At 67.9% G+C, this 11,579-nt stretch carries 22 protein-coding genes; all 22 read right to left on the bottom strand.

From position 1 onward, the window contains the following. Nucleotides 1–10 precede the first annotated feature (10 nt). A complete protein-coding gene (rplO, locus tag ACTIDRAF_RS0209510; protein WP_016698506.1) occupies nucleotides 11–454 on the bottom strand; it encodes a 50S ribosomal protein L15 in 444 nt (147 codons plus the stop codon). A gap of 5 nt (nucleotides 455–459) precedes the next feature. Then, entirely contained in the window at nucleotides 460–642 is a 183-nt protein-coding gene (gene rpmD, locus ACTIDRAF_RS0209505) for a 50S ribosomal protein L30 (RefSeq protein WP_016698505.1), read from the bottom strand. Between the two features lies 1 nt (nucleotide 643). Next, nucleotides 644–1,249 carry a 30S ribosomal protein S5 gene (gene rpsE, locus ACTIDRAF_RS0209500; RefSeq protein WP_016698504.1) on the bottom strand — a complete coding sequence of 202 codons (606 nt, stop codon included), beginning with the start codon at nucleotides 1,247–1,249 and terminating at the stop codon, nucleotides 644–646. A gap of 40 nt (nucleotides 1,250–1,289) precedes the next feature. Next, nucleotides 1,290–1,706: a 50S ribosomal protein L18 gene (gene rplR / locus ACTIDRAF_RS0209495; RefSeq protein WP_016698503.1), complete on the bottom strand. Its 417-nt coding sequence runs from the start codon at nucleotides 1,704–1,706 to the stop codon at nucleotides 1,290–1,292. Then, on the bottom strand, nucleotides 1,703–2,242 hold the full coding sequence (gene rplF / locus ACTIDRAF_RS0209490) for a 50S ribosomal protein L6 (RefSeq protein WP_016698502.1): 540 nt from the start codon (nucleotides 2,240–2,242) through the stop codon (nucleotides 1,703–1,705). The genes rplR and rplF overlap by 4 nt, the downstream gene beginning before the upstream one ends. Nucleotides 2,243–2,258: 16 nt before the next feature. Next, the gene (gene rpsH / locus ACTIDRAF_RS0209485; protein WP_016698501.1) at nucleotides 2,259–2,657 is read right to left on the bottom strand and encodes a 30S ribosomal protein S8; all 399 of its coding nucleotides are present in this window, start codon (nucleotides 2,655–2,657) and stop codon (nucleotides 2,259–2,261) included. A gap of 103 nt (nucleotides 2,658–2,760) precedes the next feature. After that, on the bottom strand, nucleotides 2,761–2,946 hold the full coding sequence (locus ACTIDRAF_RS0209480) for a type Z 30S ribosomal protein S14 (protein ID WP_016698500.1): 186 nt from the start codon (nucleotides 2,944–2,946) through the stop codon (nucleotides 2,761–2,763). Nucleotides 2,947–2,994: 48 nt separating this feature from the next. Then, entirely contained in the window at nucleotides 2,995–3,558 is a 564-nt protein-coding gene (gene rplE, locus ACTIDRAF_RS0209475) for a 50S ribosomal protein L5 (RefSeq protein ID WP_016698499.1), read from the bottom strand. A gap of 2 nt (nucleotides 3,559–3,560) precedes the next feature. Then, nucleotides 3,561–3,875, bottom strand: a complete 315-nt coding sequence (gene rplX, locus ACTIDRAF_RS0209470) for a 50S ribosomal protein L24 (RefSeq protein ID WP_016698498.1) — start codon at nucleotides 3,873–3,875, stop codon at nucleotides 3,561–3,563. Continuing rightward, nucleotides 3,875–4,243 (bottom strand): 50S ribosomal protein L14, encoded by a 369-nt coding sequence (gene rplN, locus ACTIDRAF_RS0209465; protein ID WP_016698497.1) that lies wholly within the window; start codon nucleotides 4,241–4,243, stop codon nucleotides 3,875–3,877. Before rplN ends, rplX begins: the two co-directional genes overlap by 1 nt. 135 nt (nucleotides 4,244–4,378) lie before the next feature. Continuing rightward, complete coding sequence (rpsQ, locus tag ACTIDRAF_RS0209460; RefSeq protein ID WP_016698496.1) at nucleotides 4,379–4,681, bottom strand: 30S ribosomal protein S17; 303 nt, start codon at nucleotides 4,679–4,681, stop codon at nucleotides 4,379–4,381. After that, nucleotides 4,678–4,932, bottom strand: coding sequence for a 50S ribosomal protein L29 (gene rpmC / locus ACTIDRAF_RS0209455; RefSeq protein WP_016698495.1), 255 nt, complete (start codon nucleotides 4,930–4,932; stop codon nucleotides 4,678–4,680). Before rpmC ends, rpsQ begins: the two co-directional genes overlap by 4 nt. Continuing rightward, nucleotides 4,932–5,351: a 50S ribosomal protein L16 gene (gene rplP / locus ACTIDRAF_RS0209450; RefSeq protein WP_016698494.1), complete on the bottom strand. Its 420-nt coding sequence runs from the start codon at nucleotides 5,349–5,351 to the stop codon at nucleotides 4,932–4,934. The genes rpmC and rplP overlap by 1 nt, the downstream gene beginning before the upstream one ends. A gap of 3 nt (nucleotides 5,352–5,354) precedes the next feature. After that, nucleotides 5,355–6,173: a 30S ribosomal protein S3 gene (gene rpsC / locus ACTIDRAF_RS0209445; protein WP_016698493.1), complete on the bottom strand. Its 819-nt coding sequence runs from the start codon at nucleotides 6,171–6,173 to the stop codon at nucleotides 5,355–5,357. After that, nucleotides 6,173–6,604, bottom strand: coding sequence for a 50S ribosomal protein L22 (gene rplV, locus ACTIDRAF_RS0209440; RefSeq protein WP_016698492.1), 432 nt, complete (start codon nucleotides 6,602–6,604; stop codon nucleotides 6,173–6,175). The genes rpsC and rplV overlap by 1 nt, the downstream gene beginning before the upstream one ends. A gap of 46 nt (nucleotides 6,605–6,650) precedes the next feature. Continuing rightward, the gene (gene rpsS, locus ACTIDRAF_RS0209435; RefSeq protein WP_016698491.1) at nucleotides 6,651–6,932 is read right to left on the bottom strand and encodes a 30S ribosomal protein S19; all 282 of its coding nucleotides are present in this window, start codon (nucleotides 6,930–6,932) and stop codon (nucleotides 6,651–6,653) included. Between the two features lie 18 nt (nucleotides 6,933–6,950). Next, a complete protein-coding gene (gene rplB / locus ACTIDRAF_RS0209430; RefSeq protein ID WP_016698490.1) occupies nucleotides 6,951–7,784 on the bottom strand; it encodes a 50S ribosomal protein L2 in 834 nt (277 codons plus the stop codon). A 49-nt stretch (nucleotides 7,785–7,833) separates the two neighbouring features. Then, a complete protein-coding gene (rplW, locus tag ACTIDRAF_RS0209425; RefSeq protein ID WP_016698489.1) occupies nucleotides 7,834–8,133 on the bottom strand; it encodes a 50S ribosomal protein L23 in 300 nt (99 codons plus the stop codon). After that, the gene (gene rplD, locus ACTIDRAF_RS0209420; RefSeq protein ID WP_016698488.1) at nucleotides 8,130–8,846 is read right to left on the bottom strand and encodes a 50S ribosomal protein L4; all 717 of its coding nucleotides are present in this window, start codon (nucleotides 8,844–8,846) and stop codon (nucleotides 8,130–8,132) included. The genes rplW and rplD overlap by 4 nt, the downstream gene beginning before the upstream one ends. Continuing rightward, nucleotides 8,846–9,499: a 50S ribosomal protein L3 gene (gene rplC, locus ACTIDRAF_RS0209415; protein ID WP_016698487.1), complete on the bottom strand. Its 654-nt coding sequence runs from the start codon at nucleotides 9,497–9,499 to the stop codon at nucleotides 8,846–8,848. Before rplC ends, rplD begins: the two co-directional genes overlap by 1 nt. A gap of 44 nt (nucleotides 9,500–9,543) precedes the next feature. Next, on the bottom strand, nucleotides 9,544–9,849 hold the full coding sequence (gene rpsJ / locus ACTIDRAF_RS0209410) for a 30S ribosomal protein S10 (protein WP_016698486.1): 306 nt from the start codon (nucleotides 9,847–9,849) through the stop codon (nucleotides 9,544–9,546). Between the two features lie 396 nt (nucleotides 9,850–10,245). Next, nucleotides 10,246–11,439, bottom strand: coding sequence for an elongation factor Tu (gene tuf / locus ACTIDRAF_RS0209405; RefSeq protein ID WP_016698485.1), 1,194 nt, complete (start codon nucleotides 11,437–11,439; stop codon nucleotides 10,246–10,248). Nucleotides 11,440–11,579 lie beyond the last annotated feature (140 nt).

The raw sequence follows: 11,579 nt of genomic DNA, 5'->3' as shown, positions 1-11,579 counted from the left end.
TCTGACGCGATCAGACCGTGGTGGTCGTCCCACCGGCGGCGGTGATCTTCTCGATCGCGCTGCTGGAGAAGGCGTTGGCGGTGATGTCCAGCTTGACGCCACCCAGATCGCCGGTACCCAGCACCTTCACCAACTGGTTCTTGCGGACGGCGCCGGCGGCGACGAGTTCGTCGATACCGACCGTGCCGCCCTCCGGGAAGAGCCGGCCCAGGTCAGCGACGTTCACGACCTGGTACTCGACCCGGAAACGGTTCTTGAAGCCCTTGAGCTTGGGCAGCCGCATGTGCAGCGGCATCTGCCCACCCTCGAAGGCGGCAGGCACGTTCTTCCGCGCCTTGGTGCCCTTGGTTCCACGACCCGCGGTCTTGCCCTTGGAACCCTCACCACGACCCACACGGGTCTTGGCCGTCTTGGAACCGGGCGCGGGCCGCAGGTGGTGAATCTTGATGGTCATGGCCCTCAGTTCACCTCCTCCACCGTCACCAGGTGGCGGACGGTGTTGATGAGACCGCGAACCTCGGGGTTGTCGTCACGGACCACGGACTGGCGGATCTTCCGCAGCCCGAGCGTCCGCAGCGAGTCCCGCTGGTTCTGCTTGTTACCAATGGTGCTGCGCACCTGGGTCACCTTGAGCTGCGCCATGTCACACTCCCTGCCCGGCCCTGGCCCGCAGCATTCCGGCCGGCGCGACGTCCTCCAGCGGCAGACCACGGCGAGCCGCGACCTCTTCCGGCCGCTGGAGGCCCTTCAGCGCGGCCACCGTCGCGTGCACGATGTTGATCGCGTTGTCGCTGCCGAGCGACTTGCTCAGCACGTCGTGGACACCGGCGCACTCCAGGACGGCGCGCACCGGGCCACCGGCGATGACACCGGTACCGGGAGCCGCCGGACGCAGCAGCACCACACCGGCCGCCGCCTCACCCTGGATGGGGTGCGTGATGGTGCCGGCGATCCGGGGAACGCGGAAGAAGCTCTTCTTGGCCTCCTCGACGCCCTTGGCGATCGCGGCCGGCACCTCCTTCGCCTTGCCGTATCCGACACCGACCATGCCGTCGCCGTCTCCGACGATCACCAACGCGGTGAAGCTGAAGCGCCGACCGCCCTTGACGACCTTGGCCACGCGGTTGATCGCGACCACGCGCTCCAGATGCGGGGTCTTCTCCTGGGCCGCCCCGCCGCGGCCACCGTCCCGGCGGTCGCGGCGCTCTCCGCGCTCCGACCCGCCGTCACGACGCGTGCGTCCTGGCATCAGACGACCCTCTCGTTCGACTCGATCCTGTCCATGGTTCTCAGAACTCCAACCCCGCCTCGCGCGCGGCGTCGGCCAGGGCCGCGATCCGGCCGTGGTACTCGTAGCCGCCCCGGTCGAACACGACGGTGCCGATGCCCGCGGTCTTCGCGCGGGCCGCCACCAGCTCGCCGACCTTGGCCGCCCTGGCCTTCTTGTCGCCGTCCAGCGCCCGGACGTCGCCCTCGAGGCTCGACGCCGACGCCAGCGTGTGGCCTGCCAGGTCGTCGATCACCTGGGCCACGATGTGCCGCGAGGAACGGTGGACGACCAGCCTCGGCCGCTCCGCCGTACCGCTGATCTTCTTCCTGAGACGGAAGTGCCGGCGGGCCCTGGCCACCCGACGCGTGGTCGACACGTCCTTGCCGACGGGCTTGCGCTTGGCGGCGGTGGTTGCAGTGCTTTCGCTCATGATCACTTACCCGTCTTTCCGACCTTGCGGCGGATGACCTCGCCCGCGTACCGCACGCCCTTGCCCTTGTACGGGTCCGGCCGCCGCAGCTTGCGGATCTTGGCCGCGACCTCGCCCACGCGCTGCTTGTCGATGCCGTGGACGGAGAACTTGGTCGGGCTCTCCACCTGGAACGTCACACCCTCCGGGGGCGCGATCTTCACCGGGTGGCTGAAGCCGAGCGCGAACTCCAGTTCGGAGCCCTTGAGCGTCACGCGGTAACCGACGCCGTGGATCTCCAGCTTCTTCTCGTAGCCCTGGTTCACGCCGATGATCAGGTTGTTGACGAGAGTCCTCGACAACCCGTGCAGCGACCTGCTCTTCCGCTCGTCGTCGGGACGGCTCACCAGCAGGGAGCCATCCTCGTCACGATCGATGGTGATGGGTTCCGCCAGCGTGTGGCTGAGCGAACCCTTCGGGCCCTTCACCGTCACCGTGCGGCCGTCGATGGCGACATCGACACCCGAGGGAACGGTGATCGGCAGCTTTCCAATGCGCGACATGCCGTTACCCCCTTCCTCACCAGACGTAGGCGAGGACTTCCCCGCCCACGCCCTGCTTGGCCGCCTGCCGGTCGGTCATCAGACCGCCGGAGGTCGAGATGATCGCGATACCAAGGCCACCGAGCACGCGCGGCAGGTTGGTGGACTTGGCGTACACCCGAAGGCCGGGCTTCGATACACGCCGCAGGCCCGCGATGCTGCGCTCGCGGTTCGGCCCGTACTTGAGCTCGACGACCAGGTTCTGGCTCTTCTCGCCGTCCTCGACGCGGTGGCCGGAGACGTAACCCTCGCGCTTGAGGATCTCGGCGATGTTCGCCTTCAGCTTGGAGTGCGGCAGCACGACCTCGTCGTGGTATGCCGAGCTGGCGTTGCGCAGACGTGTCAGGAAGTCTGCGATCGGGTCGGTCATCGTCATGGTGACCTGGTCAACCTTTCTCGCCCTGGTTCCCCGTCGGGGCCTTGAGCGAACTAGTGGTCAGCGAGCTGGGCGTGGGGCGCCGGCTCCGGCGCCCGCCACGTCACCAGCTCGACTTGTGCACACCGGGCAGTTCGCCGCGGTGGGCCATCTCACGAAGGCACACCCTGCACAGGCCGAACTTGCGGTACACGGCGTGCGGACGCCCGCAGCGCTGGCAACGGGTGTAGGCCCGCACCGCGAACTTCGGCTTGCGCGACGCCTTCGCGATCAGCGCCTTCTTGGCCATCGGTTCTCCTCAACTTCGATGCTCACGTCGCGATGACGGACGGTCGGTTCAGCGTTCCTTGAACGGGAAGCCCAGCCGGCGCAGCAGCGCCCGGCCCTCCTCGTCGTTGATCGCCGAGGTGACGACCGTGATGTCCATGCCCCGCGGACGATCGATCGAGTCGAGATCGATCTCGTGGAACATCGACTGCTCGCTCAGGCCGAACGTGTAGTTGCCCTTGCCGTCGAACTGCCGGTCCGACAGGCCGCGGAAGTCGCGGATACGCGGCAGCGCGATCGTCAGCAGTCGGTCAAGGAACTCCCACATCCGGTCGCCGCGCAGGGTGACCCTGGCGCCGATCGGCATGCCTTCACGGAGCTTGAACTGTGCGATGGACTTGCGGGCCCGGCGCACCTCGGGCCGCTGGCCGGTGATGCTGGCGAGGTCGCGCACCGCGCCCTCGATCAGCTTGCCGTCCCGGGCCGCCTCGCCGATGCCCATGTTGACGACGACCTTGACCACACCGGGGATCTGGTGCGGGTTGCCGTAGTCGAACTGCTCGCGCAGGCCGGGGACGATCTCCTCGCGGTAGCGGACCTTCAGCCGGGGGACGATCTTCTCTGCGGTCGTCATGCTCAGATGTCCTTACCGTTCCTGCGGGAGATCCGCACCCGCCGACCGTCCTCGTCCTCGCGGTAACCCACGCGCGCCGGCTTCCCGTCGGAGTCGACCACCTGCACGTTGCTCACGTGGATGGTGGCCTCCTGCGTCACGATGCCGCCGGACTGCGCGCCACGCTGGGTACGGGAGATCTTGGTGTGCTTCTTGATCCGGTTCACGCCCTCGACCAGGACGCGCTGGGTCTGCGGGTAGGCCTGGATGACCTTGCCCTTCGCACCCTTGTCCTTACCGGCGATGACCACCACGGTGTCGCCCTTGTGCACCTTCATCAGAGCACCTCCGGCGCCAGCGAAATGATCTTCATGAACTTCTTGTCCCGAAGCTCCCGGCCGACCGGGCCGAAGATGCGGGTCCCACGCGGCTCGTTGTCGTTCCGGATGATGACGGCCGCGTTCTCGTCGAACCGGATGTAGGAACCGTCCGGACGGCGCTTCTCCTTCGCGGTGCGCACCACGACGGCCTTCACCACGTCGCCACGCTTGACGTTGGCGCCGGGGATGGCCTCCTTCACGGTGCCCACGATGATGTCGCCGATGCTCGCGTACCGCCGCCCGGACCCACCGAGAACCCGGATGCACAGGATCTCCCTGGCGCCCGTGTTGTCGGCGACCCGAAGCCGCGACTCCTGCTGGATCACGTCTACTCCTGACCTGCTTCTTGTGCGCCGGATTTCCGACCCGACGCACGCGGTCTCCTCATGCGGAGGGCGGCCCGACCACCGTCGGGCCGCCACCCGTCCAGACCAAGGACACCACAGGTGCCCTCGGGCCTCTTACTTGGCCTTCTCCAGGACCTCGGCCAGCCGCCACCGCTTGGTGGCCGACAGCGGCCGGGTCTCCATCAGCAGCACCCGGTCACCGACGCCAGCGGTGTTCTGCTCGTCGTGCGCCTTCACCTTGGTGGTGCGCCGCATGACCTTGCCGTAGAGCGCGTGCTTCTTGCGGTCCTCGAGCTGGACCACGATCGTCTTGTCCATCTTGTCGGACACGACGTATCCCTCGCGCACCTTGCGGCTGTTGCGCGCGTCGCCACCCGTGGTGTCAGTCACCGCGCCGTTCACGTCCTTCTCACTCATGCGGCACCCTCATCCGTGGCCTCGTCCTGCTCCGGCGACACCGAGAGGCCCAGCTCGCGCTCACGCATCACCGTGTAGATCCTGGCGATGTCGTGCCGCACGACGCGCAGCCGACGGTTGTTCTCGAGCTGGCCGGTGGCCATCTGGAAACGGAGGTTGAACAGCTCCTCCTTGGCCTCCCGCAGACGCTGCACCAGGTCGGTGTGGCTGAGCTCACGCAGCTCGGCCGCGCTCGTGGTAGCCGCTGCCATCAGAACTCACCACCCTCACGGGTCACGATCCGGCACTTCATCGGGAGCTTGTGGATCGCGCGGCGCAGGGCCTCACGAGCCACCGGCTCGTTCGGGTAGTTCATCTCGAACAGCACCCGACCGGGCTTCACGTTGGCCACCCAGTACTCCGGCGAACCCTTACCGGAACCCATCCGGGTCTCGGCCGGCTTCTTGGTCAGCGGGCGGTCCGGGAAGATGTTGATCCAGACCTTGCCGCCACGGCGGATGTGCCGGGTGATGGCGATACGAGCGGACTCGATCTGCCGGTTGGTCACGTAGGCCGGCTCCAGCGCCTGGATGCCGAACTCACCGAAGGTGACCTGGTTCCCGCCCTTGGACATGCCACGGCGGACCGGGCGATGCTGCTTGCGGTACTTGACCTTGCGCGGGATGAGCATCTCTCAGCCCTCCGTCTTCTCGGCAGGCGCCTCAGCCGCCGCCGGGGTGGACTCGGTCGCGCCGGCGCCAGCCGTCACGGCCTCCTTGGCCCGGCCACCCCGCTGCCCGCCCTCGCCACGACGGCGGTTCGGGCGGTCGGAGCGGTCACGGCGCGGCGGGCGGGACTCGGTGTTGGCCTCGCGGGCCTTCAGCCCGCCGACCAGCTCACCCCGGTAGATCCACACCTTGACGCCGATCCGGCCAAACGTCGTCTTCGCCTCGAAGAAGCCGTAGTCGATGTCCGCGCGCAGCGTGTGCAGCGGCACCCGACCCTCGAGGTAGAACTCGGAACGGGACATCTCGGCGCCGCCGAGCCGGCCGCTGACCTTGACGCGGATGCCCTTGACCTGCGGCGACCGCATCGCCGACTGGATCGCCTTACGCATGGCGCGCCGGAACGCGACACGGTTCGACAGCTGCTCGGCGACCCCCTGGGCCACCAGCTGGGCGTCCGACTCCGGCCCCTTGACCTCGAGGACGTTGAGCTGGATCTGCTTCTTCGTCAGCTTCTCGAGCTCCGACCGGATGCGGTCCGCCTCGGCACCACGACGACCGATGACGATGCCCGGCCGCGCGGTGTGGATGTCGACGCGCACCCGGTCCCGGGTCCGCTCGATGTCCACCTTGGCGATACCGGCCCGCTCCATGCCCTTGGAGAGCATCCGGCGGATCTTCACGTCCTCGGCGACGTATTCGGAGTACTGCTTGTCGGCGTACCAGCGGGACTTCCAGTCAGTGGTGATCCCCAGCCGGAAGCCGTGCGGGTTGATCTTCTGACCCACTACCGGGCACTTCCCTTCGCGCTGGACTTGCGAGCACCCGCCGCGGCCTTCGGGCGCGACTCGAGCTCGACGGTGATGTGGCTGGTCCGCTTCCGGACTCGGTACGCCCGCCCCTGGGCGCGCGGCCGAATCCGCTTCAGCGTCGGCCCCTCATCCACGTAGATCGTGGAGATCCACAGCGTGTCCGGGTCAAGATCCAGGTTGTTCTGTGCGTTGGCGACCGCGCTGGCGACCACCTTCGCTACCGGCTCACTCGCCGCCTGCGGCGCGAACTGCAGCACGGCCAGAGCTTCCTGGGCGTTGCGGCCCCTCACGAGATCGACCACGCGGCGCACCTTCATCGGCGTCGCGCGGACGTAGCGGGCCCGCGCCACGGCGCGCGACGGCGTCTCCGCGTCTTCCGGCGCCGCGGCGTCCTTTCGGGCGTTCATCGCTGTTACCCCTTGCTCTTGGTTCATCCGTGTCACGGTTGGCGCCTCAGCGGCGGCGCGACCGGCGGTCTTCCTTGACGTGTCCCTTGAAGGTCCGGGTCGGGGCGAACTCGCCCAACTTGTGCCCGACCATCGACTCGGTGACGAACACCGGGACGTGCTTGCGGCCGTCGTGCACCGCGAAGGTGTGGCCCAGCATGTCCGGGATGATCGTCGAGCGGCGGGACCAGGTCTTGATGACGGTCTTCTTGCCGGTCTCGTTCAGCGCGTCCACCTTCTTGAGCAGGTGGTCGTCAACGAACGGGCCCTTCTTCAGGCTGCGTGGCATCCTTCACTCCCTCCCTGCTCAGCGCTTCTTGCCGGTGCGCCGGCGGCGGACGATGAGCTTGTCACTCGGCTTGCGGCGGCGGGTCCGACCCTCGGGCTTGCCGTTCGGGTTCACCGGGTGGCGACCACCGGAGGTCTTGCCCTCACCACCACCGTGCGGGTGGTCGACCGGGTTCATGACGACACCACGCACCGTGGGGCGCTTGCCCCGCCAGCGGTTGCGGCCCGCCTTGCCCCAGTTGATGTTGCTGTGCTCGGAGTTCCCGACCTCACCCACCGTGGCGCGGCAGCGCACGTCCACGTTGCGGATCTCCCCGGAGGGCATCCGCAGCTGCGCGTAGGGGCCGTCCTTCGCCACGAGCTGCACCCGCGAGCCGGCGGAGCGGGCGATCTTCGCGCCGCCGCCGGGGCGGAGCTCGATCGCGTGCACCACGGTGCCCGTCGGGATGTTGCGCAGCGGCAGGTTGTTGCCGGGCTTGATGTCGGCGCGAGCGCCGCTCTCGATCGGGTCACCCTGCTTGATCTTGTCCGGGGCGATGATGTAGCGCTTCTCCCCGTCCGCGTAGTGCAGCAGCGCGATCCGCGCGGTCCGGTTCGGGTCGTACTCGATGTGCGCGACCTTGGCCGGCACGCCGTCCTTGTCCGCCCTGCGGAAGTCGATCAGGCGGTAGGCGCGCTTGTGACCGCCGCCCTTGTGGCGGGTGGTGATCTTGCCGTGCGCGTTGCGGCCGCCACGTCCGTGCAGCGGGCGCACCAGCGACTTCTCCGGCTCCGACCGAGTGATCTCGGCGAAGTCGGACACGCTGGCGCCACGACGGCCCGGCGTCGTCGGCTTGTACTTGCGGATGCCCATGTCTCAGCAGTCCTCAGTCACTAGAGTCCGGTTCGACTATCCGGCCGCCTCACGCGGCCGGGCCGCCGAAGATCTCGATCGGCTTGCTGTCCGGGTGCAGGGTCACGATCGCCCGCTTGGTGTCCTTGCGCTTGCCGAACCCGGTGCGGGTGCGCTTGCGCTTGCCGTTGCGGTTGAGCGTGTTCACCGTGGTGACCTTCACACCGAAGACCTTCTCGACCGCGATCTTGATCTCGGTCTTGTTCGCGCTCGGCGCCACCACGAAGGTGTACTTCTTCTCCTCGAGGAGCCCGTAGCTCTTCTCGGAGATCACCGGCGCGACCAGAATGTCGCGGGGGTCGGAAATCACTTCCCAGCCTCCTCTTCAGCCTCACCGACGCCGGACTCGGCCACCTCGGAGGACCTGGCGGTCGCCGTGACCGCCTTGCCACTGATGGGGCCGGCGAGGAAGGACGACAGCGCGTCCTTGGTGAACACCACGTCGTCGTTGACCAGCACGTCGTACGTGTTCAGCTGGTCCGGTGCGATCAGGTGCACGTTCGTCAGGTTGCGCAGGCTCTGCCAGCCGAGGATGTCCTCACGGGTGAGGACCACCAGCACCCGGCGAGCGGAGGTGACGCCCTCCAGCACCTTGCGGGCGCTCTTGGTGGACGGGACGTCGCCCTCCACCACGGCCGACACGACGTGGACCTGACCGGCCCGCGCGCGGTCCGACAGCGCGCCGCGCAGGGCGGCGGCCTTCATCTTCTTGGGCGTCCGCTGGGTGTAGTCCCTCGGGACCGGGCCGTGCACCGTGCCACCGCCGACGAACTGCGGAGCCCGCACGGAACCCTGCCGGGCGCGGCCGGTGCCCTTCTGGCGGTACGGCTTGCGGCCGCCGCCGGCGACCTCGCCACGCGTCCTGGTGGAGTGGGTTCCCTGGCGGGCGGCGGCCTGCTGGGCCACCACGACCTGGTGCATCAGCGCCACGTTCGCCTGGGCGTCGAACACCTCGGCGGGCAGCTCGACCGAACCGTCGGTCCCGCCAGCCGGGGTCTTGATCTCAACAGAGCTCGCGCTCATCAGACGGCACCACCCTTCGCGGCGGTCTTCACCAGCACCAGTCCGCCCTTCGGGCCGGGAATGGCGCCCTTGATCAGAATGAGGCCGGCGTCCACGTCGGTGCGGTGCACCTTGAGGTTCTGGGTGGTCACCCGGACGTTGCCCATCCGGCCGGCCATCCGCACGCCCTTGAACACGCGGCCCGGGGTGGCGCAGCCACCGATCGAGCCGGGGGAACGGTGCTTGCGCTGGGTGCCGTGGCTCGCGCCGAGGCCGGCGAAGCCGTGCCGCTTCATCACACCCGCGGTGCCCTTGCCCTTGCTGGTGCCGACGACGTCCACCAGGACGCCGGAGTCGAACACCTCCGCCGTCACCTCCTGGCCGACCTCGTAGTCACCGGCGTCGGCCGTCCGCAGCTCCACCAGGTGGCGGCGCGGGGTCACGCCCGCCGCGGTGAACTGGCCGGCACGCGGCTTGGTCACCCGGCGCGGGTCCACCGCGCCGAAGGCGAGCTGCACGGCCGAGTAGCCGTCCTTCTCCGGGGTCCGGATCTGCGTAACCACGTTCGGGTCGGCCTTCACGACCGTCACCGGCACGATCCGGTTGTTCTCATCGAAGACCTGGGTCATACCGAGCTTGGTACCCAGGATCCCCTTGATCTGCCTGTCAGACATGGGTCTCGTTCATCTCCGCCGCTTGGAATCCGTCGCGCCCGAAATCACTGAATGTTGACGTCGACGCTGGCCGGCAGGTCGATACGCATGAGCGCATCCACCGTCTTCGGCGACGGGTCGAGGATGTCGATCAGACGCTTGTGCGTACGCATCTCGAAGTGCTCGCGAGAGTCCTTGTACTTGTGCGGCGAGCGAATGACGCAGTACACGTTCTTCTCGGTGGGCAGCGGCACCGGTCCGACGACCCGAGCGCCGGTGCGCGTCACAGTCTCGACGATCTTGCGCGCGGACGCGTCGATCGCCTCGTGGTCGTAGGCCTTGAGCCGGATGCGGATCTTCTGTCCCGCCATGATGGCTTGCCGTTCCTCTAGTCTCGTGCCGCTATGTGACTAACGCTGCGAGTTCGCCGCGTTGCTCCCCGACCTGGTCCCGACTCATGACAGCGCCCCCACCTCGGAGGAAACACGGCCAGTCATCACGGTCACCGGTCCACGCGGTCGGGCGTGTCGCGCCCGATGCTCACAGACCTGCCCGTCGGCTCTGGTCGTTGGGATCCATCGCCACCGCCGTCCTCCGCACAGCGGAGAACCCCCGGCGGCGATCCGTAATCGACCCAAGCTCCCATCTGGCTCGGGACGCCGGCTCTCGCCCTCAGGGCGAGCAACCCGTACAGGATGCCACACCGCGGTGTGGCCACCAAATCGGGGGGAGGCGCGCTCCGCAGGGGAGCGCGCCTCCTCAACGACTCACTCGACGATCTTGGTGACCTGGCCGGCACCGACGGTGCGGCCACCCTCACGGATCGCCAGCCGCAGACCCTCGTCCATGGCCACCGGCTGGATCAGCTCGACGGAGATGCTGGTGCTGTCACCGGGCATCACCATCTCGGTGCCCTCGGGGAGGGTCACCACGCCGGTCACGTCAGTGGTCCGGAAGTAGAACTGCGGGCGGTAGTTGTTGAAGAACGGCGTGTGGCGGCCGCCCTCGTCCTTGGACAGGATGTAGACCTGCGCCTCGAACTTCTTGTGCGGCGTGGTGGTGCCGGGCTTGACCACGACCTGGCCCCGCTCGACCTCCTCGCGCTTCACACCACGGAGCAGCAGGGCGGCGTTGTCGCCGGCCTGGCCCTGGTCGAGGAACTTCTTGAACATCTCGATGCTGGTGACGGTGGTCTTGAAGGACTTCTCCTTGATGCCGACCACCTCCACCTCCTCGTTCAGGTTGATCTGGCCGCGCTCGATACGACCCGTGACAACCGTTCCACGACCGGTGATGGTGAAGACGTCCTCGATGGGCATCAGGAACGGCTTCTCGACCTCACGCACCGGGTCCGGCACGTTCTCGTCGACGGCCTCCATCAGCTCGAGGAGCTTGGCGCCCCACTCGGCGTCACCCTCCAGCGCCTTCAGCGCGGAGACGCGCACGACCGGCACGTCGTCGCCGGGGAACTCCTGCGAGGAGAGCAGCTCGCGGACCTCGAGCTCGACCAGCTCGAGGATCTCCTCGTCGTCCACCATGTCGGACTTGTTCAGCGCGACGAGGATGTAGGGCACACCCACCTGACGGGCCAGCAGCACGTGCTCACGGGTCTGCGGCATCGGGCCGTCGGTCGCCGCCACCACCAGGATCGCGCCGTCCATCTGGGCGGCACCGGTGATCATGTTCTTGATGTAGTCGGCGTGACCGGGGGCGTCGACGTGCGCGTAGTGACGCTTCTCGGTCTGGTACTCGACGTGCGCGATGTTGATCGTGATACCGCGCTGCTTCTCCTCCGGCGCCTTGTCGATCTCGTCGAACGGCGTGAAGGGGTTCAGCTCCGGGTACTTGTCGTGCAGAACCTTGGTGATCGCCGCGGTCAGGGTGGTCTTGCCGTGGTCGACGTGACCAATGGTTCCGATGTTGACGTGCGGCTTGTCCCGCTCGAACTTGGCCTTCGCCACTGGTTTGTCCTCCTGGACTTCTTCTTGCTTCCCGCCGTTCGACCTGTGGTCAGTGCCAGGCGGTTTCGATCGGTCGCCGCCCGGGTTGAGCGGCCCGTGGTGCGATGGCCCGCCACCGTCGGCCGACGGTGGCGGCCCCC

It is taken from the genome of Actinoalloteichus spitiensis RMV-1378 (assembly GCF_000239155.1).
Lineage (GTDB): Bacteria > Actinomycetota > Actinomycetes > Mycobacteriales > Pseudonocardiaceae > Actinoalloteichus_B > Actinoalloteichus_B spitiensis.
This window is presented reverse-complemented; position numbering and strand designations above follow the sequence as displayed.